Annotated in this window: 25 protein-coding genes; 20 read left to right on the top strand and 5 right to left on the bottom strand. The window is 66.8% G+C overall.

Annotated features, from left to right (window positions below):
• Positions 1-22: 22 nt before the first annotated feature.
• The 3 genes from KG104_RS15355 to KG104_RS15345 form a co-directional block, all read right to left on the bottom strand.
• On the bottom strand, positions 23-2,194 hold the full coding sequence (locus KG104_RS15355; RefSeq protein WP_207347785.1) for a S9 family peptidase: 2,172 nt from the start codon (positions 2,192-2,194) through the stop codon (positions 23-25).
• A gap of 81 nt (positions 2,195-2,275) precedes the next feature.
• Positions 2,276-3,016, bottom strand: a complete 741-nt coding sequence (locus tag KG104_RS15350) for a hypothetical protein (protein WP_207347786.1) — start codon at positions 3,014-3,016, stop codon at positions 2,276-2,278.
• On the bottom strand, positions 3,003-3,380 hold the full coding sequence (locus KG104_RS15345; protein ID WP_372434163.1) for a PadR family transcriptional regulator: 378 nt from the start codon (positions 3,378-3,380) through the stop codon (positions 3,003-3,005). The genes KG104_RS15350 and KG104_RS15345 overlap by 14 nt, the downstream gene beginning before the upstream one ends.
• Before the next feature lie 149 nt (positions 3,381-3,529).
• Here KG104_RS15345 and paaA point away from each other — a divergent pair, with 149 nt between their 5' ends.
• The 11 genes from paaA (at position 3,530) to KG104_RS15290 (ending at position 12,319) form a co-directional block, all read left to right on the top strand.
• Complete coding sequence (gene paaA, locus KG104_RS15340; RefSeq protein ID WP_207347787.1) at positions 3,530-4,534, top strand: 1,2-phenylacetyl-CoA epoxidase subunit PaaA; 1,005 nt, start codon at positions 3,530-3,532, stop codon at positions 4,532-4,534.
• Between the two features lie 3 nt (positions 4,535-4,537).
• Positions 4,538-4,915, top strand: coding sequence for a 1,2-phenylacetyl-CoA epoxidase subunit PaaB (gene paaB / locus KG104_RS15335; RefSeq protein ID WP_237685638.1), 378 nt, complete (start codon positions 4,538-4,540; stop codon positions 4,913-4,915).
• Entirely contained in the window at positions 4,912-5,736 is an 825-nt protein-coding gene (gene paaC, locus KG104_RS15330) for a 1,2-phenylacetyl-CoA epoxidase subunit PaaC (protein ID WP_237688608.1), read from the top strand. The genes paaB and paaC overlap by 4 nt, the downstream gene beginning before the upstream one ends.
• 6 nt (positions 5,737-5,742) lie before the next feature.
• Positions 5,743-6,279, top strand: coding sequence for a 1,2-phenylacetyl-CoA epoxidase subunit PaaD (gene paaD, locus KG104_RS15325; RefSeq protein ID WP_207347788.1), 537 nt, complete (start codon positions 5,743-5,745; stop codon positions 6,277-6,279).
• Between the two features lie 3 nt (positions 6,280-6,282).
• Entirely contained in the window at positions 6,283-7,494 is a 1,212-nt protein-coding gene (gene paaE / locus KG104_RS15320) for a 1,2-phenylacetyl-CoA epoxidase subunit PaaE (protein ID WP_207347789.1), read from the top strand.
• A gap of 23 nt (positions 7,495-7,517) precedes the next feature.
• Entirely contained in the window at positions 7,518-8,285 is a 768-nt protein-coding gene (locus tag KG104_RS15315) for an enoyl-CoA hydratase/isomerase family protein (RefSeq protein ID WP_104160325.1), read from the top strand.
• 229 nt (positions 8,286-8,514) lie between these two features.
• A complete protein-coding gene (locus KG104_RS15310; protein ID WP_207347790.1) occupies positions 8,515-9,168 on the top strand; it encodes a hypothetical protein in 654 nt (217 codons plus the stop codon).
• A 69-nt stretch (positions 9,169-9,237) separates the two neighbouring features.
• Positions 9,238-9,924, top strand: a complete 687-nt coding sequence (locus KG104_RS15305; protein ID WP_207347791.1) for a copper resistance CopC family protein — start codon at positions 9,238-9,240, stop codon at positions 9,922-9,924.
• A 137-nt stretch (positions 9,925-10,061) separates the two neighbouring features.
• Complete coding sequence (locus tag KG104_RS15300; protein WP_207347792.1) at positions 10,062-10,667, top strand: copper chaperone PCu(A)C; 606 nt, start codon at positions 10,062-10,064, stop codon at positions 10,665-10,667.
• Entirely contained in the window at positions 10,667-11,908 is a 1,242-nt protein-coding gene (locus KG104_RS15295) for a Dyp-type peroxidase (protein ID WP_207347793.1), read from the top strand. The genes KG104_RS15300 and KG104_RS15295 overlap by 1 nt, the downstream gene beginning before the upstream one ends.
• 156 nt (positions 11,909-12,064) lie before the next feature.
• The gene (locus tag KG104_RS15290; RefSeq protein WP_104053017.1) at positions 12,065-12,319 is read left to right on the top strand and encodes a DUF6480 family protein; all 255 of its coding nucleotides are present in this window, start codon (positions 12,065-12,067) and stop codon (positions 12,317-12,319) included.
• A 118-nt stretch (positions 12,320-12,437) separates the two neighbouring features.
• On the opposite strand, the gene KG104_RS15285 is transcribed toward KG104_RS15290, so the two are convergent.
• Positions 12,438-12,902 carry an Lrp/AsnC family transcriptional regulator gene (locus tag KG104_RS15285; protein ID WP_104053016.1) on the bottom strand — a complete coding sequence of 155 codons (465 nt, stop codon included), beginning with the start codon at positions 12,900-12,902 and terminating at the stop codon, positions 12,438-12,440.
• Positions 12,903-13,086: 184 nt separating this feature from the next.
• Between KG104_RS15285 and pdhA the strand changes: the two genes are divergently transcribed.
• From pdhA to KG104_RS15260, 5 genes are all read left to right on the top strand, one after another.
• Positions 13,087-14,241: a pyruvate dehydrogenase (acetyl-transferring) E1 component subunit alpha gene (pdhA, locus tag KG104_RS15280; RefSeq protein ID WP_207347794.1), complete on the top strand. Its 1,155-nt coding sequence runs from the start codon at positions 13,087-13,089 to the stop codon at positions 14,239-14,241.
• A gap of 12 nt (positions 14,242-14,253) precedes the next feature.
• Positions 14,254-15,351 (top strand): alpha-ketoacid dehydrogenase subunit beta, encoded by a 1,098-nt coding sequence (locus KG104_RS15275; protein WP_104053014.1) that lies wholly within the window; start codon positions 14,254-14,256, stop codon positions 15,349-15,351.
• The gene (locus KG104_RS15270; RefSeq protein WP_207347795.1) at positions 15,348-16,787 is read left to right on the top strand and encodes a dihydrolipoamide acetyltransferase family protein; all 1,440 of its coding nucleotides are present in this window, start codon (positions 15,348-15,350) and stop codon (positions 16,785-16,787) included. The genes KG104_RS15275 and KG104_RS15270 overlap by 4 nt, the downstream gene beginning before the upstream one ends.
• Positions 16,788-16,957: 170 nt before the next feature.
• A complete protein-coding gene (locus KG104_RS15265; protein WP_104053012.1) occupies positions 16,958-17,809 on the top strand; it encodes an MBL fold metallo-hydrolase in 852 nt (283 codons plus the stop codon).
• A 17-nt stretch (positions 17,810-17,826) separates the two neighbouring features.
• The gene (locus KG104_RS15260) at positions 17,827-19,122 is read left to right on the top strand and encodes an MFS transporter (protein WP_207347796.1); all 1,296 of its coding nucleotides are present in this window, start codon (positions 17,827-17,829) and stop codon (positions 19,120-19,122) included.
• On the opposite strand, the gene KG104_RS15255 is transcribed toward KG104_RS15260, so the two are convergent.
• Positions 19,094-20,005 (bottom strand): phosphatase PAP2 family protein, encoded by a 912-nt coding sequence (locus KG104_RS15255; protein ID WP_104053010.1) that lies wholly within the window; start codon positions 20,003-20,005, stop codon positions 19,094-19,096. The two genes, KG104_RS15260 and KG104_RS15255, sit on opposite strands and share 29 nt — an antisense overlap.
• A 184-nt stretch (positions 20,006-20,189) precedes the next feature.
• On the opposite strand from KG104_RS15255, the gene KG104_RS15250 reads away from it, so the two are divergent.
• The 4 genes from KG104_RS15250 to KG104_RS15235 all read left to right on the top strand — a co-directional run bounded on the left by KG104_RS15250 (position 20,190) and on the right by KG104_RS15235 (position 22,885).
• Positions 20,190-21,134: an o-succinylbenzoate synthase gene (locus KG104_RS15250; protein ID WP_237687118.1), complete on the top strand. Its 945-nt coding sequence runs from the start codon at positions 20,190-20,192 to the stop codon at positions 21,132-21,134.
• Positions 21,131-21,388: a hypothetical protein gene (locus KG104_RS15245; RefSeq protein WP_207347797.1), complete on the top strand. Its 258-nt coding sequence runs from the start codon at positions 21,131-21,133 to the stop codon at positions 21,386-21,388. Before KG104_RS15250 ends, KG104_RS15245 begins: the two co-directional genes overlap by 4 nt.
• 46 nt (positions 21,389-21,434) lie before the next feature.
• A complete protein-coding gene (locus tag KG104_RS15240; RefSeq protein ID WP_207347798.1) occupies positions 21,435-21,923 on the top strand; it encodes a GNAT family N-acetyltransferase in 489 nt (162 codons plus the stop codon).
• Positions 21,924-21,991: 68 nt separating this feature from the next.
• Entirely contained in the window at positions 21,992-22,885 is an 894-nt protein-coding gene (locus KG104_RS15235; RefSeq protein ID WP_207347799.1) for an LLM class flavin-dependent oxidoreductase, read from the top strand.
• The last annotated feature ends 185 nt before the right edge of the window (positions 22,886-23,070 follow it).

The raw sequence follows: 23,070 nt of genomic DNA, 5'->3' as shown, positions 1-23,070 counted from the left end.
CGGGCCCCGGCCGCGGCAGCCGCTAGTTGCCTGCGGTGCCGGGAAGCAGTTCCGTGGCTCCCAGGGCATCGAGCACAAATGCGTAGTCCCAGGCCCGGTCCTTCCAAGCCTCGTAGCGGCCCGAGGCGCCGCCGTGCCCGCCGTCCATCTCGATTTTCAGGACGATCGGCTCGGAGCCCGTGGTCACCTCGCGCAGCTTCGCCACCCATTTGGCCGGCTCCACGTACAGCACCCGGGTGTCGTTGAAGCTGGTCACCGCAGCAATGCGGGGATAGTCCACGGCCCGGATGTTCTCGTACGGGGAGTATTCCTTCATGTACCGGTACACCTCGGGGTCGGTGATCGGGTTGCCCCATTCCTCCCACTCCAGTGCAGAGAGCGGCAGTTCCGGATCCAGGATGGTGGTCAGCGCGTCCACGAACGGAACCTGTGCCACGATCGCCCTGTACTTCTCGGGCGCCAGGTTGGCCACGGCGCCCATCAGCAGCCCGCCGGCCGAGCCGCCCATGGCAGCAATCCGTGACGGATCCACCCACCCGGAAGACGCCAGATAATCAGTGGCGTCGACGAAGTCGGTGAAGGTGTTCTTCTTGTTCAGCTTCTTGCCCTGGTCATACCAGGCACGTCCCATTTCGCCGCCGCCGCGGATGTGCGCGACGACGAAGATGACGCCGCGGTCCAGCAGGGACAGCCTGGCCACGCTGAAACCCGGATCCATGCTGATCTCGTAGCTGCCGTAGGCGTAGACCAGGGCGGGGTTGGTTCCGTCCTGCTGAACCTCGGCGCGGCGCAGCACGGACAGCGGAATCCGGGTGCCGTCCGCAGCAGTAGCCCAGGCCCGCTCCGCCACGTACTCGGCCGGGTTGTAGCCGCCCTTGACCGGGGTTTCCTTGCGCAGCTCCAGCTCGCCGGTGGCCAGCACGTAGTCGTAGACGCGCGGCGGAGTCAGGTAGGAGGTGTAGCTGAGCCGGATGATGGGGGAGTCATACTCCGCGTTGGCGAGGTTGGCTGTGTAGAGCTCCTCGTCAAAGGCCGGCTCCACGGGATCGCCCTGGACTTCGGTGCCCAGGCCCTCCAAGGGGAGCACCTGCACCCGCTCGGTGGTGTCCTTGCGGACCGACACGATGACGTGTGTTTTGGTGACGGCCGCCCCGTTGACGCGGACATCGTCGTCGTGCGCCACCACGGTGTTCCAGTGCTGCTCGGCCAGCGGATGTGCAAACTCGGTCTCCGCCACGAGGGAGAGCATGGAGTTCAGGGCATCCTTGTTGTGCGTGATGAGGTAGTGGCGCTCGCCGGCGATGGTGACGGGCTCGGCCTCGTAGAGGATGCGCTCGCTGCGCGGAATCAGCGTGCGGACCTCTCCCGCGGGATCTTCGAAGTCCAGGACCCGGTACTCGGAGTACTCGGAGTTGCTGATGCCGATCAGCAGCTGCTGCCGGTCCGCGGAGAGATCAAAGCCGGTCCACATGGCAACGTCGTCCTCCTGGTAGATAACGACGTCGTCCTGGACCGGAGTGCCGAGGGTGTGGGCCTTGATCTGGTAGGGGCGCCAGGAATCATCCACCACGGTGTAGAACACCCGGGTGCCGTCGGGGGAGAAAGCGAGCGAGTAGAAGACATTGGTGACCTCGTCCGGCAGCAGTTCGCCGGTGCGCAGGTCCTTGATCCGCAGCGTGAAGCGCTCATCGCCGGCGTTGTCCTGCGAATAGGCCAGCAGGTTGCCGTCCTCGGTGACGGCCAGTCCGCCGAGCGAGAAGAAGGGCTTGCCTTCGGCTTCGGCGTTGCCGTCGATCAGGATCTGCTCGCCCGGAACCGGAACGCCGGGTTCGACGACGGGCGGAGTCCAGTCCGCGTCCAGGTCCCCGGTGTCCTGCGCGGCGGTGCGGCAGTGGATGGCGTACTGCTTGCCCTCTTCGGTCCGGGAGTAGTACCACCAGCCCTTCTTGCGGGCCGGCACCGACAGGTCAGTTTCCTCGGTGCGGTTCTTGATCTCGTCAAAGATCTCCTGCCGCAGCTTCTCCTGATCCGCCGTGACCTCTTCCATGTAGGCGTTCTCTGCCTTGAGGTGCGCCACGACGTCGGGGTTTTCCTTTTCCCGCAGCCACTCGTAGTCGTCAACGAAGGTATCTCCGTGGTGGCTGCGTTCGGTGGGAACCTTGGGGGCAACGGGAGGAGTGGCAGAAGTAGTCATGTCCCGAATATATCGACACCGTCCGGGCGGGCGAAGAACTCCGTGGCGTTTATGCTCGCGGCTTACCGGTCTGAAGGCAGCTCAGCGCAGCAGGAACCAGGCCCCCATGGCGGCGGCTGCGAGGAACAGCATCCAGTTGCCGAGTACTCCCAGCAGGGTCAGGCCAAAGGAGGAGGGAGGAGGGGCGATCATCGGCTCAAGAATGGGGTCCGGAGCTGTGTCCTTGCGGAACTGGCCCCAGAGCGAGGTGGAGAGCAGAACCAGGCCGCCGGTGAGTGCGGTGGGCAGCGCTGGAAGGGTGAAGAGCACCACGTCCCTGGCAAGTATGCCGATCAGGACCTGAAGGGTGAAAACCAGCAATAGCGCGGCGGCGGGACGCCACAGCGGTCCCCGAACGAAGAAGCCCAGGAGGAGGGGCGCGCAGGCCGCAAGGGCCAGCCCGGTCAGCACGATGAGCAGGCCGGGGAGGGTCACCTGGACGCTGCCGTCCGTGGAACTCACCGCTGCCGCCACTGCGAAGAACCCCAGCAGTCCCAGGCAGGTGGGCACCAGCAGGGCGGCCATGCCGGAGCGGGGTTCCTTGTGGCGGGGCAAATCCAGGCTTGCGGCGTACGCCCGTGCCGGGCCGAACACTTCGCCGGGAGTGCCGCCGGAGTCCGCCAGGAACTCCCGGGCGGAGGCTACCGCGTCCCCGATGGCGTCCCCGGGAACGTCCTGCAACCGCAGTTCGACCACAAAGTCGTCAAACCATCGCTTGGTGGCCCTGTCGGTTCGGCCGGCGCGGGTTGGTTTTGGGATGGTCCGGCCGTCACGGGTTTCCATGAGTGCTCCTGTCGGGGGTCTCAGTGCTGCGTCCTTGAGTGCCGAGAAAACGGTCAACCGTGCCGCTGAAGCGCGCCCACAGTTCGCGCTGCTCAGCCAGTTCCCGTCGCCCGGCAGAGGTGAGGGAGAAGTACTTTCTCCCCGGACCGCCGTCCCCGGCCTGCCATGAGGCGGTGACCCAGCCTGCAGCCTCGAACCGGGTGAGCAGCGGATACAGAGTGCCGCCCTTTACCGTGCCGAAGCCTTGCTCCTCCAAGCCGGAGGCGATGGCGTAGCCGTAGGTGGCGCCGCCGTCGAGCGCCTTCAGTACGCAGAGGCTGAGCGTTGCCCGCATCCAGTCGCTGGGCCAGGAAATGTTCTGCACGCCTAGATACTTTCATTAACTAGTTCGCCTGTCTAAATAGTGGGGAATGTTGACGTGAAGTGGATCACGCATATATCCTGACCGAACGGTCGGTAATTATCTTTTGCACTTTCGCATCCGGCTCCTTATCGCACAGTGAGGTGACAGTTATGTCGTTGCATACCGACGCTTCCCCCGGACTGCAGGCCGTTCCGGCCGAAGCACCGAGTGTCTCGGACGGGCCGGAGGCATACTTCGAGCAGCTCCTGGCTGAAGACTCGCGGATTGAACCACGCGACTGGATGCCTGAGGCCTACCGCAAGACGCTGGTCCGCCAGATTTCGCAGCACGCGCACTCCGAGATCATCGGCATGCAGCCTGAGGCCAACTGGATTACGCGTGCCCCGTCCCTCAAGCGCAAGGCCATCCTCATGGCCAAGGTGCAGGACGAGGCCGGACACGGCCTCTACCTGTACTCGGCTGCGGAGACGCTGGGAACGCCGCGCGAGAAAATGACCGAGGACCTGATTGCCGGCAAGGCCCGGTACTCCAGCATCTTCAACTACCCCACCCTCAGCTGGGCGGACATGGGCGCGATCGGCTGGCTGGTGGACGGCGCCGCCATCTGCAACCAGGTTCCGCTCTGCCGTGCGTCCTACGGCCCCTACGGACGCGCGATGGTGCGCGTCTGCAAGGAAGAGTCCTTCCATCAGCGGCAGGGTTTCGAAATCCTGCTGGAACTGGCGAACGGCACCGAAGCGCAGCGCGAAATGGCGCAGGACGCCATCAACCGCTGGTACGCCCCCTCGCTGATGATGTTCGGCCCGCCGGATGATGATTCACCCAACTCCAAACAGTCCATGGCCTGGAACATCAAGCGCTTCTCCAACGATGAACTGCGCTCCCGCTTTGTGGGAATGATCGTGGAGCAGGTCAAGGTCCTGGGCCTGACCCTGCCGGATGACTCCATCCGTTTCAACGAAGACACACAGCAGTGGGAGCACGGTCCCCTGGACTGGAACGAGTTCAAGGAAGTCCTCGCCGGACGCGGGCCCTGCAATGCGCAGCGCCTGGCCTGCCGCCGCGAGGCACACGAAGACGGCGCCTGGGTGCGCGAAGCAGCAGCCGCGTATGCAGCAAAGCAGGCAGCGGCACAGAAGACAGAGGTGGCTTAGATCATGGTTTCCGGTTCAACAACGGGCGACGACGGCGCCAAGCCGGTGGGCACGCAGACTTCCGCCGAGCCGGAGACCGCGGCCGGTGCCGCGGCACTGAGTTCGGCCTGGCCGCTCTGGGAGGTCTTTGTTCGGTCCTCCCGCGGACTCTCCCACGTCCACGCCGGCTCGCTGCACGCTCCGGACGCGGACATGGCAGTCCGCAACGCCCGCGACCTCTATACCCGGCGCAACGAGGGCGTCTCGCTCTGGGTTGTGCCGGCGTCGGCCATTATTGCCTCCGACCCCGACTCCAAGGGGCAGTTCTTTGAATCCCCGCAGGGCAAGGACTACCGGCACGCCACGTACTACACCAAGTCCGAAGGAGTGAAGCACCTGTGAGCTCGGACAGCGCCACCCGCATTACCCCCGGCAACGCCCTGCGCCCGGAGGACATCGCCGCGGCGGGCATCAAGGCTCCCGCCGACGTCGCTGAATACGCCCTGCGCCTGGGCGATGATTCCCTGATCCTGGCCCAGCGGCTGGGCTGGTGGATCTCCCGTGCCCCGGAGCTGGAAGAAGACGTGGCGCTGGGGAACATAGGGCTGGACCTGCTCGGACACGCCCGGTCCTTCCTGACCTACGCCGGGTCGGCCAGCGGCAGGACCGAAGATGATTTGGCCTACTGGCGCCGCGAGGGTGAGTTCCGCTCCGCACACCTGTTTGAGCAGCCCAACGGCGACTTCGGCCGGACCATCGCCCGCCAGCTGGTGGCGTCCTTCTACCTCTACGAGCTGTACACGGCGCTCATGTCCTCCACTGATCCGACTCTGGCCGCGATCTCAGCCAAGGCCGTCAAGGAAGTTGACTACCACCGCGACCACAGCGCCCAGTGGATCCTGCGCCTGGCCGGCGGCACCGAGGAATCACGGCGCCGCATCACGCGCGCGCTGGAACTGACGTGGCCGTATGTCGGCGAACTGTTCGAGGACGACGATCTGGCCGTCTCCCTGGCCGCAACCGGAGCGGCAGTCCTTCCGTCCGCGCTGCGCGAGGGGTTCGACGCCGGCGTCGGCGCCGTGCTGCGCGAAGCAGGGCTTGAGGTTCCCGCGGTCCCGGCAGCCCCGGGCGGCGGACGCCGCGGAAAGCACAGCGAAAATTTGGGATATCTGCTGGCCGAGATGCAGGTCCTGGCCCGCGAGCATCCCGGCGCCAGCTGGTAAGCGGTCATGACTGAGACTGAAGGTGCCACCGCCGTCGGCGCCGAAACGCTCCGTCCCTCCGATCCGGCGGCCGCCCGCGCCTGGGACATTGCCGCGACTGTCTGCGACCCGGAGATTCCGGTGCTCACCATCGAGGACCTCGGTGTGCTGCGGGCGGTTGAACCGACCGCACCGGACACTGTCACGGTCACCATCACGCCCACCTACTCCGGCTGTCCGGCCATGGACGCCATCCGCCAGGACGTGACGGCGGCGCTGAACGCCGCCGGCTATGACCACGTCCGCGTGGACCTGGTGCTCGCCCCGGCCTGGACCACGGACTGGATGAGCGAGGCTGGGAAGGCCAAGCTGAATGCCTACGGCATTGCCCCGCCCACGGGCAAAGCCGTGGCTGGCCCGATCCGGCTGGGCCTGAGCGTGAAGTGCCCGCAGTGTTCTTCCCTCAACACCCGTGAACTGACCCGTTTCGGCTCCACCTCCTGCAAGGCGCTTTATGTCTGCCAAGACTGCCGTGAACCCTTCGACTATTTCAAGGTGCTCTAACCCATGACTACATCCGTTCCCGCGCAGGCGCCCTCCGCACTGTCCGCGCCCTCCGCTGCGGACGCAGCGGTGCCGTCGCCGGGCCCCGCGCCCTCCCGCCGAACCACCTTTCATCCCCTCACGGTCACCGAGGTGCGCCGGCTCACCGAGGATGCCATCGAAGTGACCTTCGCGGTGCCCGAGGCCCTCACCGGATCGTATGACTACCTGCCCGGGCAGTATGTTGCCCTGCGCACCACCATGGACGGCACCGAAGTCCGCCGCAGCTATTCCATCTGCGCCGAGCCCCGGCCCGGGGAAATCCGGGTGGCGATCAAGCGTGACCTGGGCGGCCGGTTCTCCACCTGGGCCAATGAATCCCTCAAAGCCGGGGACGTGCTGGATGTCATGAGTCCGGCCGGCGGTTTCATTTCCAAGCATCCGATGAACGGCCTGAACCACCCCGAAGACCTGGACGTCACCGGCGAGAACGTTTTTGTGGCGGTGGCCGCCGGATCGGGCATCACCCCGGTGATTGCCATTGCCCGCACGGTGCTGGCCGCGTCCGAGAGCACCCGCTTTGACCTCGTCTACGCGAACAAGGCGGCTATGGACGTCATGTTCCTGGAGGAGTTGGCGGACCTGAAGGACCGCTACCCCGCACGGTTTGCCCTGCATCATGTGCTGTCCCGCGAACAGCGGATCTCGCCCCTGCTGTCCGGGCGGATCGACGCCGAGAAGCTGTCCGTGCTGATCGACTCGGTGCTGCCGACGCAGCAGGTGGACGAGTGGTTCCTCTGCGGACCCTTCGAGCTGGTGCAGATGTGCCGGGACGCCCTGGCCGAGCGCGGGGTTGACGCGGAGAAGGTCCGGTTCGAGCTGTTCAGCACCGGCCAGCCCGGCAAGCCGGAAGGGTCCGCGGGCCGTCCCGTCGCCGTCGAACCCGGCGGAGACAACTACTCGATCACATTCCGCCTGGACGGGCTGCAGGGCAAAGTGGCCAGCCCCACCCACGCCCGTGAATCCATCCTCAACGCCGCGCTGCGCGTCCGTCCGGATGTTCCGTTCGCCTGCGCCGGCGGCGTCTGCGGCACGTGCCGCGCCAAAGTTGTCACCGGCACTGTGGAAATGGACGAAAACTATGCCCTGGAACCGGATGAACTGGCAAAGGGCTACATCCTGACCTGCCAGAGCCGCCCCACCAGCCCAGACGTCACCGTCGATTACGACGCTTAGTATTCGAAGGAACGGAGCACCTCTTGATTGAACTGAGCGTCACCGGCGGCATCGCCGAAATAGTCCTCAATGCACCGAAGAAGCTCAATGCCCTGAATGAGGAGGCGCTGGCTGAATTGTCCCGGGCCTACGACGACGCCGAAGCCGCCGGGGTGCGGGCGCTGCTGCTGCGCGGGGAAGGCCGGGCGTTCTGCGCCGGACGCGACATTTCCGCCGTCGACCCCGCGAACGACGACGCTTACGCCTATCTGGGCGACCTAGTGACTCCGCTGCTGAAGAAAATGGCAGCCTTTCCGGCTCCCACCTTCGCTGCGGCGCAGGGTGCCTGCCTCGGCGTCGGACTCGGTCTGCTCGTGGCCACGGATGTTGTCTACGTGGCGGAGGACGCGAAGATTGGCTCGCCGTTCGCCAATCTGGGCGCAACCTTGGATTCCGGCGGACACTGGCTGTTCACCGAACGCCTCGGCGCGCACCGGACCCTGGACCTGATCTACACGGCGGATCTGATGAGCGGTGCCGAAGCCGTGGCCGCCGGGCTGTTCAGCCGTGCCTTCCCGGCCGATGAGCTGCTCGACTCCACCCGGGCCATCGTGGAGCGTGTGGCCAGCGGCGCAACCGGAGCGTTCCGGGCGTCGAAGTCCCTGGTGGCACAGATCCGCGATTCCCGGGTGGGGTTGTGGACCGCCATGGAGGCCGAGAACACCGCCCAGGGCGAGCTCTGCCGGACCAAGGACTATGCCGAAGGATTTTCCGCGTTCATCGACAAGCGCAAGCCGGTTTTCCAGGGGTAGCCACGGGACTTTGATTCATCGCTGGAACAGATAACGGGCCTAAACGGTCCTCAGGACCCCATTATCTGTTCGAAGGATTCAGGGGAACGGGTTTTGACCCCGTTATCTGCACGATGAATCGTACGGTCCGCCCGGAAACGTATTCGACAACCCGTAGAAATCCGGGGAGAATGTCAGCAGCCGGACCGAGCACCCGCTCACCCGGTCCGAACCGTCTCCGGGAGGGAACATGAGCACGCGCACCGCACGCCTGGTGCGCGGCTGGGCCGCAGCCTTGTCGGCCACGGCCGTTGCTGCTGCCTCCCACGTCCTTGCCGGCGGGGTCATCCCCAACCCGTTCATCGTGCTGTTCGCCTTGGCGCTGTCCGCGATGGTCTCCTGTGCCCTTGCCGGACGGACTCTTTCCCTGCCGCGTACAGCCGGAGCAGTGCTGGCCAGCCAGGGAATCTTCCATCTGCTCTTTACAGTCGGGGGAGCGGGGCTGACCTCCGGTCCCTCCGCCGCCGGTCTGAGCGCAGTGAGCCACGCGGGGCACGCCGGGCATGTGGAACCGGCAGCACTGGCCGCGCAGTTTGCTGACCCCGGAACGGCTGTATCCGTGAGCGCGGCGGGGCATTCTTCGGCCGCGATGTGGCTCGGCCACCTGATCGCCGCCGCAGCAACAGTACTGCTCATCCGCAAAGGGGAAGCTGCCCTGCTCCAGCTCGTGGCAACCATGCGTCTGTCCATCACGGCCATCCTGCCGCTGATCCTCCCGCTGCCGCTGGGACCGCGGATTCCCAAGCTCTCCAGCCTGATCCCTGCTGACCCGCTGGGGAACCTCGGTGTTCCGCTGCTGGTGATGAGACACCGGGGCCCGCCGGCCGCTGCTGTGTTCGTCTAGACCCGCGCACCTCCGCGCGGAGCCTTACTCCCAGCAGCCGTCGGTAACGGGCCGGCGCAGAAAGCAGTCATGCCCTCTCTCTCCTCAACACCCTTTGCCCACCAGTTCAATTCCACCCCTCGCTCCCGCAGTGCTGTTTCCCGCCGCCTGCTCGCCTTCCGCGCGTTCCTGCTGGGCGCCCTGCTGCTTGCAGGGTTCGGAGCAGCACTGACAGCCGCACCGGCAGCACTGGCCCATGACGAACTTGTTTCCTCCACACCGGCGGACGGCACCGTCCTGGAAGAAGCTCCGGCAGAGCTCGAGCTGGTCTTCAGTTCCGAGCTGATGGACATCGGCAACAAGGTGATCGTCGCGGACGCAGCCGGAACCAACCTGGTCGAGTCCGACCCCGTGCTGAACCGTGAAACCCTGGTTCAGGCACTGCCCGCGCTCGAAAACGGCGCCTACCAAGTTAACTGGCGCGCGGTTTCCAGCGACGGACACCCCATCACCGGAACGTTCAGCTTCACCGTTGATGCACCGGGTTCGGACGCCGCGGAGACGAACGCTCCGGCCGGTACCCCTACGGAATCAGCAGCAGCATCCGCCACGGCGGAGCCGACCGCTGAGTCTTCCGACCCCGCAGCAACGGAGGAATCCGTGGCATCGCACGTGCCCTGGGCCCTTGGCGGTGCGGCCGTGGGAGCCATCATTGCCCTCGCCGTCTGGGCTGTTGTTGCGCAGCTGAAGAAGCGCCGCCGCGGAGCCGGCTCCTAACCGGCAAACTGCCGTGCGCCGCGCCTCAAACCCCGCGCGCGGCTACTTCAACGCAACCGTCGGGCTGCGTACCTTTAGCGACTTTTCGCCCGGGCCCATGAGCGCGCCCGCGCACCAAACCTTTCGGAGTACCCCAAATGAAGAAACTCTCCCTCGCAGCTGCCGTCCTTGCACTCTCCGCCGCTGGGCTTGCCGGCTGCGCCGCCGATACCCCGGCCACCGGCTCCTCTTCTGAAGCCGCCTCTTCTGAAGCCGCCGAGCAATCCCAGCACCTGGCCATGACCGGAGCCTGGGCCAAGGCCAAAAGCGCCGGCGACATGACCGGCGCCTTTGGCACCCTGGAAAACTCCGGAGCGGAAGACATCACGGTGGTGTCCGCGACGTCACCTGCCGCTGCCGCGGTGGAACTGCACGAGACGGCAGCCGGCGCCGACGGTGCCATGGCAATGCAGGAAATCGAGGGCGGCTTCGTTGTCCCTGCGGGCGGGGAATACGTCCTCGAACCCGGCGCCAACCACCTCATGCTCATGGGCCTCACCGATGACCTGTTGGCCGGCGAGACGCTGGCCATCACCCTGGAACTTGGAGACGGCAGCACCCTGGAGATGGAAGCCACGGCCAAGGACTTTGCCGGCGCCAACGAAAACTACGAATCGGATGATGCGTCTTCCGAAAATGATGCTGCCCATGGTGCGGGGCACGGTGCCGGACACAGCAGCGAAGAACCCTCCACGGGCCACTGATGAGCCAGGAAAAGCCCCAGGGCGTCGGCCGTCGGCGTCTGCTGTTCGGGGGAGCGGCCGCCGGACTGGGCGCGGTCGCGGCGGCCGGCGCTCAATGGGCAGGAAACAGTTCCAGCTCCGAGCCGGATCTGGTCCGCACCGGGCTGGACGAGGGCGGAGCCAATGGGGCCCAGACGGTCCCCTTCTATGGGAGGCACCAGGCGGGGATCGCCACCGAGCCGCAGACGCACGCATCGTTCGTCGCACTGGACCTGGGCACCGACGTGAGCCGCGACCGGATCCGGTCCTGGCTCCGCCTGCTCAGTGACGACGCCGCGGCCCTGACACAGGGCCAGCCTGCCCTGGCGGACACGGAAGCGGAGCTGGCGGTTCGTCCCGCCCGGCTGAGCGTGACCTTTGGATTTGGCCCGGGCCTGGTCAAGGCTGTTGCCCCGCACCTGGCACCGCCGTGGCTGGCTCCGCTGCCCGGCTTCGGCATTGACGCCCTGCAGGAGCGCTGGAACGGCGGAGACCTGCTGCTGCAGATCTGCGCCGATGATCCGCTGACCGTGGCCCACGCCCAGCGGATGCTGTTGAAGGACAGCCGGGCGTTTGCCGCCGTGCGCTGGATCCAATCCGGATTCCGCCGTGCCTACGGCAGCGAACAAACCGGCACCACCATGCGGAACCTGTTTGGCCAGGTGGACGGCTCGGCCAACCCTGTTCCCGGAACGGCCGAATTTGATCGGGTGGTCTGGGGCGACGCGGAAATCCCGGCGTGGCTGGACGGCGGCACCTCCATGGTCATCCGGCGGATCGCCATGAACCTGGACACCTGGGATGAACTGGACCGGCACGGCCGCGAGGAGTCCGTAGGGCGCACCCTGGCCAACGGTGCGCCCCTTACCGGTTCCGCCGAGCACGACGCTCCCGACTTTGAGGCCGTCACGGCGCTCGGTTTCCCGGTGATTCCCGATTACTCCCATATGCGCCGGGCGCGGCCGGACAATCCGCGGCAACGGATCCTGCGGCGTTCGTACAACTACGACGACGCACCGGAGCCCGGCGGTCCGGTCTCCAATGCGGGGCAGGTTTTTGTCTCCTTCCAGGCAGACGTGAGTGCCCAGTTCCTGCCGATCCAGGAACGCCTGGACAAACTGGACCTGCTCAACGAATGGACAACGCCGATTGGTTCGGCGGTGTTCGCCGTTCCGCCGGGTGCCAGGGAAGGCGGTTTCGTGGGGGAAGCGCTCTTCGGCTGAGCATCCGGGCTGAGCAACCGCCGCGTCCGGGCCTAAACCGGGCCGGGTTGTTTCTCCGGGGCGCCAGAGACTACGTTGGAAACTAATGATCAGCATGCTGATTATTGTCCGGGCCACCCCGGAAGCACCAGCAGCCACGGAGAGACGGAGGCACAGATGACGGACAGCTACGATCCGAATAATGACCCGGGCAATCCCGACAAGCCCAAGGATGCCGGCAAGAAACTGCAGGACTCCAGCCGGGAGGGTGGCGGCAACGCCGACACCAGCACGGAAAAGGGTAAGTTTGCCAACCCGGACCCCGCGGCAGGGAACGTCACCGGGCTGGAGCCCGGCGGCGGCGTTCCCCCGGGAGAGACCCCTCCCGCCGAGGATCAGATGAGCATGGATCAGGGGCACGACGAAGATTAATCCGCCCCGGTACTGCGCACAGCGGCCCGCCACCGGACTTCCGGTTGGCGGGCCGCTTGCGTCGTCAGGGTCTTTTGCTGTCTTGGGGGCCGCGGGGTGCCGGGTCCAGGCCCGGCCCTTACCTGGCGTCCAGATCCTCAAACACCAGGAACGTCTGCGTATCCAGGATGCCCGGCATTGATTGAAGCTGGTCGAAGATGACCTGGCGCAGATGCACGTTGTCTTCGGCGCGGACCAGCAGGATCACGTCGAAGGAGCCGCCCACCAGTGCAATGTGATGGATTTCGGGAATGGCGCGCAGCTGCTCACGCAGTTCCCGCCACGAGTGCTGACGCACCTTCAATGTCACATAGGCGGACGAACGCAACCCTGCTTTCACCGGATCAACGACGGCGGTGAACCGGCTGAGCACCCCTGTTTCCGTCAGCTTGGCAATCCGGGAATACGCGTGGGCGCGGGAAATGTGCACGGCCTCGGCCACGGCCGTGACGGACGCCCTGCCGTTGCCCGTGAGCTCAGCGAGGATGGATCGGTCGATGTCATCCAGTTTCGGGGCCGGTTGCTCGGTGATGTCCCGTGCCATAGTGTCCACACTCTCCGGGGTAATCCAGCTCACAATTTACATTTCGTCCACCAGCATAGCCGCCAGCGTCGCATCCATCCACGTTTTCGCTGCTCTCTGGATACGAATAAGGGTTCGTCAGCATACTTGGGTAACAGAACATCCACGGCGAAGAGGCGGTGGAAGGGCAGCTGACGGAGGCAAAATGACTATCTCAACGGGCAATCCGCCCCCCGGAGCCATGGACGATCCCCGCAGGGACGCACGCCGATTCGGCACCGCCGGCAGCTCGGACCTGCTGCCCTCGGACTCACCGGTGCAGCTGGTGGACCCGGACGGCGTCCACCGCCACGATGACCGCTATCCGCTGCCCGACGGCGATTCCCTCCGCAGTGCCTACGCCCGGTTGATCGCGGGCCGGCGCATCAACGACCAGGCCAACGCGCTCGTGAGGCAGGGCCGGCTGGCGGTCTATCCTTCCTCCCACGGCCAGGAGGCGTGCCAAGTGGCCGCCGCCGTCGTTCTCGACAAAAACGACTGGCTTTTTCCCACCTACCGCGACACAGTGGCGGTGATTTCCCGGGGCGTGGAACCGCTGCAGGTCCTGACGCTGCTGCGCGGTGACTGGCATTCGGGCTACGACCCCTACGAGCACAACACCGCTCCGCAGGCCACGCCCCTGGCAACCCAGCTGCTGCACGCCGTCGGCGTGGCCCACGCCGCCAAGCTCAAGGGCGAAGACACCGTGGTGCTGGCCATGTGCGGAGACGGTGCCACCAGCGAGGGCGACTTCCACGAGGCCCTGAACTTCGCCGCCGTGTTCCACGTGCCCGTGGTGTTCTTTGTGCAGAACAACGAGTACGCCATCTCGGTGCCGCTGGCGAGCCAGTCGGTGGCGCCGTCCCTGGCGCACAAGGCCATCGGTTACGGCATGCCCGGCGAACGGGTGGACGGCAACGACCTGGCGGCCCTGCTCTCGGTCCTCGGCGCCGCCGTGGACCGGGCGCGTGAGGGACACGGGCCGTCACTGGTTGAAGCGCACACCTACCGCATGCAGGCCCACACCAACGCGGACGACGCCACCCGCTACCGCACGGAGGAGGACGTTCAGAAGTGGGTGCCGCGGGATCCCATCGCCCGCATGCGCACCTATCTGCGCGGCCTCAACCTGCTGGACGACGCCGCCGAAGCCGGCTTCGCAGCAGATGCCGAGGACATTGCCGCCGCCATGCGCGACGGCTTGAACACCGATGTGGAACCGGATCCGCAGGAACTGTTCAACCACGTCTACACCCGACGCACGCCGCAGCTCATTGAGCAGGCAAACCTGCTGCGCGACGAACTCTCGCGCCAGGCCTGAAAGGCAGCCACGATGACCGTTACCGAAACCCTCGAAGTCCCTGAAACACTCGAAGCGCCGGCCGCGCCGGGCCCGGCCGCCCCTGAGTCCCTCACCTTCGCCAAGGCACTGAACACCGCACTGGCCGATGAAATGGCGGCCAATTCCGCCGTCATCATGTTCGGCGAGGACGTGGGCCCGCTGGGCGGCGTCTTCCGCATCACCGACGGGCTGACCGCCCGTTTTGGTGAAGAGCGCTGCTTCGACACCCCGCTGGCCGAATCCGGCATCATGGGCATGGCCGTGGGCATGGCCATGAACGGCATGCGTCCCGTAGTGGAGATGCAGTTCGACGCCTTCGCGTACCCGGCGTTTGAACAGGTGGTCAGCCACGTGGCCAAGACCGCCAACCGCACCCGCGGCAAGGTCCGCCTGCCAATGGTGATCCGCATTCCCTACGCCGGCGGCATCGGGGGAGTGGAGCACCACTGCGACTCCTCCGAGTCCTATTACGCACACACTCCGGGACTGACCGTCGTGGCGCCCGCCACGGTTGCCGACGCCTACACGCTGCTCCGCGAAGCCATTCGGCTGAACGATCCCGTGGTTTTCCTGGAACCCAAGAAGCTTTACTGGACCAAGGAGGATGTGGACCTCGCCGCACTGCGCAGCCGCTTCGACGCCGAAGATGTGTCCGAGGACGGCACCCGGCTTTCCGGCGGCATCGGCACCGCCGCAGTGGCCCGCTCCGGCTCCGACGCCACCCTGATTGCCTACGGACCGTCAGTGGCCACGGCCATGGCTGCCGCCGAAGCCGCAGCGGAAGAGGGCCGGTCCCTGGAAGTGATCGACCTGCGCTCCATCGTGCCGTTCGACGATGAAACCGTCACCGCCTCGGTTCGCCGCACCGGCCGCGCCGTGGTCATCTCGGAAGCACCCGGATTCGCCTCCGTGGCTTCGGAAATCGTGGCCCGCGTGCAGGAACGCTGCTTCCATTCCCTGGCCGCGCCGGTGCTGCGCGTCACCGGGTTCGACATTCCCTATCCGGCACCCAAGCTCGAGCACTGGTTCCTGCCCAGCGTGGACCGGATCCTGGACACCGTTGACGAACTGCAGTGGGAGGACCGATGAGCACGCGCACCTTCCTGCTCCCGGATCTGGGCGAAGGCCTGACTGAAGCCGAACTGGTGACCTGGCTGGTGGCGGTGGGCGATGAGATCCGCGTGGACCAGCCGGTGGCCGAGGTGGAAACCGCCAAGTCTTTGGTTGAGGTTCCCTCCCCGTTTGCCGGCACCGTGGCGCAGCTGCACGGCGAAGCAGGGCAGACGCTCGACGTCGGGCGTCCCCTGATCTCTGTGGCAGCGGCCGGCACCGGGACAAGTTCCCTCGAAAGCGCCGCCGTCGGATCCGCGCCGGCACCGGGACGCAGCGACCCCGACGGCGAAGCGTACCGGCAGGAAGAAAAGGCCGGTTCGGGCAACGTGCTGATTGGTTACGGCACCCCCGGCGGGCACGCCGTGGCACGCCGGACCCGCCGCCCGCGTACCGCAGCTGCTGGACCGGGTGCAGCTCCGGTTTCATCAGCCCTTCCGGCACCGGTGCTGGCAATAGTCCCGGACCTCCCGGCCGAGGCTCCGAGGTGCATCTCGCCGCTGGTCCGCAAGCTGGCCCGCGAGAACGGTGTCCGGCTGGCTGATCTGGCAGGCTCCGGCGCCAACGGACTGATCCTGCGCAGCGACGTGGAAGCAGCTCTGTCCGGGGCAGGGTCATCCGAAAAGGCCGAACCCGCCGCAGCCCCCGCAACCTCGGCAACTCAGGCGGCCCCTGCCGGCAGCGACCCGCGCACCGGCTTGGCCGTCGCATCGCGGACACCGGTCAAGGGACTGCGCAAAACGGTTGCCGCGAACCTCACCGCCAGCCGGGCCAGCATTCCCGAGGCCACGGTCTGGGTGGATGTGGACGCCACCGCTCTGCTGGAACTGCGCGCGGACCTCAAGCGCCGGCACCCGGATAACACCCCCGGCCTGATGGCGTTCCTCGCCCGCTTTGTGCTGGCCGGGCTGGCGAAGTTCCCCGAACTCAATGCCCGGTTTGATCCGGCATCCGAGGACGCCGACGGCGGTGCAAGCATCACAGCCTACGACGGCGTCAACCTGGGCTTCGCAGCGCAGACCGACCGCGGCCTGGTTGTTCCTTCCATCCGCCGTGCCGACACCATGAACGCCCGCGGCCTGGACGCGGAAATCCGCCGGCTCACAGCGTCGGCACGCGATGGCAAGGCCACGCCTGTCGAGCTGACGTCGGGCACCTTCACGCTGAACAACTACGGGGTGTTCGGTGTGGACGGCAGCGCCGCGATCATCAACTATCCGGAGTCGGCCATCCTTGGGATCGGCCGGATCATCGACAAGCCGTGGGTTGTGGACGGCGAACTGGCCGTACGGAAAATGACCGAGCTGACCCTGGTCTTCGACCACCGGATCTGCGACGGCGGGACCGCCGGCGGCTTCCTGCGCTATGTGGCTGATGCCATCGAGAACCCGGGCAGCGTCCTCGCGGACCTCTGACGGACCAGGGGCACCGCGAACCCGGCCGGACCCGCGCCGCAACATTTGCGGACAGTCGTGGTCCGGCCGCCGCGGCCGCGATACCTTGGAACCAGAAGTTGGAACAAGAAATTCACCGCCGGTGCACCCGAGGCTCCGGGCAGCTTACGGACCCCACAAAGGACGGACCCATGACCCACGCAACCGGCCAGGAAACCGAGCAGTGGCTGGAGGTGGCGCCGCGGGTGCTGGTGCTTCGCAATCCCGGCTTCGGCATGAACACCGGTCTGGTCATCGGGGATGAGCAGGCGCTGATCATCGACACCGGTGCCGGTCCCCGGCAGGGCTGCGCCATCCTGACGGCAGTGCGTGAGCGCACCGATCTGCCGCTGATCGCCGTGAACACCCACGCGCACTTTGATCATTTCTTCGGCAACGCTGTCTTGGCGGCGAACGGCGTCCAGGACATCTGGGCCACCAGCCGCTGCGCCGAAGCCATCCGCGAGCAGGGCGATTCCCAGCGCCCCGCCGTCGCCGGCGTGGAAGCCGAGATGGCCGCCGGGGAGGGCGTGCACACGGAGATTCTGGCACCCAACCGCCTGGTGGACGGTTCCCCGGTGGACCTGGATCTGGGCGGCATCTCCGTGACGCTCTTCCATCTAGGCCGGGGCCACACCGACCATGACCTGCTCGTCGGCGCCGGCGATGTCCTGTTCACCGGAGACCTGGTGGAAGAGGGCGCGGATCCGTCCTTTGAGGACTCCTTTCCCAAGGAGTGGATCCGCACGCTGGGCAAGATGACCGCGCTGGAGGACCTGTATTCGGTCTTCGTGCCGGGCCACGGCAAACCGGTGGCCGTGGACTTCGTGACTACGCAGATGAACAAGATGCGCACCGCCGTTGCCGTCACCCGCAGCGCCATGGACCAGGCCTCCACCGATATGACCAAGGCCATCCCTATTCTGCCGTACGGGCCGGAGCAGTCCCGGGCCCTGCTGATGCGGCTGCGGACCCTGGCACGCTGGAAGTGGCTTAAGCAATAAGGGCGTACCCTGAACCGGTGCCCGCAGAATCCTTTAGCCTCAAATCCATAGCCATTCCCGCGTTTGGGCCCACGCTCCTGTACGGCCTGGCCACCGGGGCCATCCTGCCGGTGATCGCGCTGACAGCGCGGGACCTTGGAGCCACCGTGGCCCTGGCTGCTCTGGTGATCACCCTGACGGGCATCGGTTCTTTGCTCACCAACGTGCCGGCCACGGTGCTTACCACCCGGTTCGGCGAAAAATGGGCGCTGGTGATCGCTGCACTGTGGTGTTCGGCAGCGATGGCCACGGCAGCTCTGGCACCGGTGCTGTGGATCTTTGCCCTGGCCGTGTTCATGGTGGGGATGGCGGGCTCGGTCTTTGGCCTGGCACGGCAGAGCTACCTTACCGAAGCCGTACCGCTGTATTACAGGGCCCGGGCACTGTCCACCCTGGGCGGGGTAAACCGGATTGGTGTCTTTGCCGGCCCCTTTGCCGCCGCCGGCGTCATCCATTTCGCCGGAATCTCCGGAGCCTACTGGGTGGGTGCCGCCGCCGCCCTGTTGGCAGCGATTATCAGCCTGCGGGTCCCTGAACTGCGGGTGCCCATCCCGGCGGGCCCGGGACGAGCCCCCGGTCCAGGCTCCGCCGGCAGAGGGCGCCGCAGCGCCGGCGAACCGGCTGTTCCCGCGCCTACCGTTCGCTCCGTCCTCGGCAGCCACGGCAGGGTGTTCCGCACACTGGGCCTGGGCATCCTCCTGATCGCGGCCGTGCGAGCCTCCCGGCAGGCAGTCATTCCGCTCTGGGCCCAGCACATCGGATTGGACCCCACTCAGACCGCCCTGATTTACGGGTTGTCCGGTGCCATCGACATGCTGATCTTCTATCCCGCGGGCAAAGCCATGGACCTGTGGGGGCGGCGCTGGGTGGCTGTGCCGTGCATGCTGACCATGGCTGCGGGACTGGCGCTGATGCCGTTCGCCACCGACCGGACCGGCCTGCTGCTGGTGGCCCTGGTCCTGGGTTTCGGCAACGGGATCGGTTCCGGCATCGTGATGACCCTGGGTGCGGATTTCTCGCCCTCGCCCGGCCGCCCGCAGTTCCTGGGCATCTGGCGGCTGCTGGCGGACACCGGCACCATGGCCGGGCCAGCGCTCCTCTCGGCGGTGACGGCGCTGGTGTCACTGTCAGCAGGCATCGGTGCCACCGCCGTCCTGGGCCTGCTGGGAGCGGCCGCACTGTGGAAATGGGTGCCTAAAGGCCGTCCCGGCTACGGCCAGCCCAAGGGCCAGGCGCGCGGACAGGTCAGCGGGCCGGGTCTCCCGCCTGCATAGAGAAGACCCAGCAGGCCAGCGCGCTGAGCACGTAACCCACACCAACGATCAGGCCCAGACCGGACCAGAAATACAACAGCATGGACTCGCTGCTGCCCAGCACCGTGGTGCCGCTGATGGCGTACAGGTAGGCGCCCACGCTGATCAGCAGCGACAGCAGCCCGGGGATCCAGCACATCGCGGCCAGCACCGGAACTGAACCGCGGCCCCGGCCGCCGGGCGGCCAGTAATTCCACTCCGGGGTGGTACGCAGCATGACCAGCCCGCCAATTAGTGTCCACGTAGCCACCACCAGGAAGGACGCCACGACGTCGGCCGGCCGGTGCCACAGGTTAACGAAGGTGGACGCCCCCGCGAGCACCGCGTAGCTTCCGCCCGCCAGGGCAACAGCCGGACGCCAGCGGGGGGAGGCCAGCAGGAACACGACGGCGGCCGCCGAGGCAGCCAGCGTGGTGTGGCCTGACGGCAGCGAGTTGAAGTCCAGCGTGATGACGCCCCGGTCCGGGCGGTCAAAGAAGAGCCGCTTAAGCAGCTGGCTGCTGATGTTCGCCGCAGCAAAAGTTGCCAGCGCAATCACCGCCGGTGCCAGCCGCCGTCGTCGTACGGTCATCACCAGCACCACGGCCCCCGCAATGAAGACGGACAGCAGCGGCAGATTGTCCAGGAACTCCAGCACCGGCAGCTTTGTTCCGGGCATCGCCACTTCAGCCTCACGCCAGGCGGATTCATCGGCCAGCTGGCCGGTGGTGGTTCGGACAAAACCCCAGTACGTCAGTGCCACTGCAGCCGCACACAGCAGTGCCCCGAACAGGAACAGGGCTGCATTGGAGGCAGGCGGGCGCCGAGTCGGAGCGCGGCGGTTCAGGAGATCGCGGGTATTCATTGCCTCCTAGTCTGCCACTGGATCTTGGCACTTGGCTGAATGGCCGCCGTGAGCGCCGTCATGCCGTGCCGAACCGATCCCGGGCTAGGCTGGCTGAGTGGCTACCCCTGACTTTTCCTCCGCTTCCGGGTCCCGGCCGGACCTGTCCGTCCTGCTCACCGGAGCCCGCGTCGTCTCGATTCCCATGCGCGTCCGTTTCCGCGGGATCCTGCACCGTGAGGCCCTCCTGATTCCCGGCCCGGCCGGCTGGGGTGAATTCTCCCCGTTTCCCGAATACGGCGACGCCGAGGCCGCGCCCTGGCTCGCGGCCGCCCTGGAAGCAGCGGGGGAGGGGTATCCGAAACCGGTACGGACCTCCGTTCCGGTCAATGGAACCGTGCCGGCGGTGGCCGTGGACCGGGTTGAAGGAGTCCTCGCCCGGTTTGGAGCGGTAGGTGCCGTGAAGGTTAAAGTAGCCGAGCGGGGCCAGTCCGTGGCCGAGGATCTGGCCCGGGTGGCAGAAGTCCGGCGGCTGCTGCCCAACGCAGGCATACGCGTGGATGCCAACGGCGGCTGGGACGTGCCCACCGCCGTCGCCGCCCTGGGAGCGCTGGCCGAAGCGGGACTGGAATACGCCGAGCAGCCGGTCCCGGACATTGCCGGGCTGCGGGAGGTGCGGCAGGAACTGGCACGCCGCGACATCCCGGTGCTGATTGCCGCCGACGAGAGCGTCCGCAAGGAAACCGATCCGCTGCGCGTGGCACGGGAAGACGCTGCGGACCTGATCGTGGTGAAGGTGGCTCCGCTCGGCGGAGTCCGCCGCGCCCTGGAGATTGTGGCCGCGGCCGGGCTTCCCGCCGTCGTCAGCTCTGCCCTGGACACCTCGGTGGGAATCAGGGCCGGCGTCGCGCTGGCGGCCTCGCTGCCCGAACTGCCGTATGCCTGCGGGCTGGGCACCCTGTCGCTGATGGCGGGGGATGTCGCCGAGGAACCCCTGCTGCCCGACGGCGGCGCCCTGGCAGTGCGGAACGTGGCGGTGTCTGGGGAATTGCTGGAGTGCTACGCGGCGGCGCCGGAGCGCCGGCAGTGGTGGCTGGACCGGCTGGAACGGGTTTATGGACAGCTGATGAGAGGGGACAGGACAGCATGAAGTACGTACTTCCGGCACTGACGGTTCTGATGGCGGCTGCCGGGCTGGCCGTGTGGATCTTTGCGGACAACCTTCTTTTGGGGCTCGGCCTGGTGGCTCTGGCACTGCTTCTGGGGGCTGTTGCCCCGGGCATTGTTGGCCGGCTGGGAACGGACAACAGCGGCGGCGATGCCGACCCGGCACGGGTGAAGGAGTACCGGGCGCAGCATCCGGGAACGACCATCGCCGACGCAATCCGCGCCACCCGGCAGTAGGGTCCGCCGGATCCGTTGGCTGAAGGCAACGTGCAAGGATCAACCCATGACGCTGGCCACCTTTACCCTGTCCGAGCAGAGCTACCGCCTGCGCCGGGCAGATGCCGCCGACGTCGGGCCGATCGTTGAACTGCTGGCCGCAGATGAGCTGCGGCAGGGTGAGGATTCCGCGGAACCGGAGCGCCACGGAGCATACGTTGAGGCCTTCCGGCGGATTGACGCCGACCCCGCCCAGCTGCTGGTGGTTGCGGCAAACCAGCAGGACAAGGTTGTCGGCACCATGCAGTTGACTGTTATCCCCGGGCTGGCTCGTGCCGGTGCCACCCGGTTGCTCGTGGAGGCGGTGCGGGTGGATGCCGGGCTGCGCGGCAACGGACTGGGCTCGGCGATGATGGCCTGGGCGGTCGAAGAAGGGCGGCGGCGCGGCGCCTCGATGGTTCAGCTCACGAGCGACAGGGCGCGCGGTGCCGCCCACCGGTTCTACGAGCGTCTGGGCTTTACTCCGTCGCATGTGGGGTTCAAACTCTTCCTCTAGCGGTCTTCCAAAAGTCTGTGCCCTCAGGCTGGGACCGAGGCCCTAGGCTGAACGACTAGGAGCGCCCCATGCCCGACTATGGCCGGAACCTGCTCTTCGGAGCATTCCTCACGCCTGCGGCCTCACCGCCGCAGCAGGCGGTGGAGCTGACCGTCACGGCGGAACGGGCCGGGCTGGACCTGGCCACCTTCCAGGATCATCCCTATCAGCCGCGGTTCCTGGACACCTGGACACTGCTGTCTTACGCGGCTGCCAGAACTGAGCAGATCACCCTCGCCACCAATGTCCTGAATCTGCCGCTGCGCCAGCCGGTGATCGTGGCGCGCAGCGCGGCCAGCCTGGACCTGCTCAGCGGCGGACGGTTCGAACTCGGACTGGGTGCCGGCGCCTTCTGGGACGCGATCGAGGCTGTGGGCGGGCAGCGGCTGGAACCGGGTGAGGCAGTCACCGCGCTGGCGGAGGCGATCCGGATCATCCGCGGTGTCTGGGCTGTAGGTGACCGCACGCCGCTGCGGGTGGACGGATCGGTCCACCAGGTCCACGGCGCCAAGCGCGGGCCCGCTCCGGCGCACGACGTCGGCATCTGGCTGGGTGCCTACAAACCCCGCATGCTCCGGCTCACCGGGGAAACGGCTGACGGATGGGTGCCCACGCTCAGCTATCTCCGCGGCGGTCCCGCCGATTTGGCAGCGATGAACTCGCGGATTGACGACGCTGCGGTCGCCGCCGGGCGTGATCCGGCAGCGGTACAGCGGCTGCTGAACATCAGCGGTTCCCTCGAAACCACCGGCGGCGGATTGCTGCAGGGCCCGGCCGCCCAGTGGGCGCGGGAACTCGCGGACATCGCCTTGGAATACGGCATCTCCGGATTCCTACTGGCCAGCGACAATGCCCGGGACCTGCAGCGTTACGGCGAGGAAGTGGCCCCCGAAGTCCGGTCCCTGGTCGCAGCCGCACGGTAGGGCACCTGCTGGAGTTGTTAACCCGGCGTTCAACCGGCAGCCTCCTGCGCGTCGCTTTTCACTGCCAACGTGGGCAGCGACACATCCGCCGGAGAAAGGCCCGACCCTTGACCGACCTGTCCAATTTTGTGCCGTCCGCTTCTGAGCCCGCCGTGAACGCCGAGTCAAGTCTTGCCGGCGCCGCC

The sequence above is a fragment of the Arthrobacter sunyaminii genome, assembly GCF_018866305.1.
GTDB lineage: Bacteria > Actinomycetota > Actinomycetes > Actinomycetales > Micrococcaceae > Arthrobacter_B > Arthrobacter_B sunyaminii.
The sequence above is the reverse complement of the archived record's forward strand: the minus strand, read 5'-3'. Positions and strand labels throughout refer to the sequence as shown.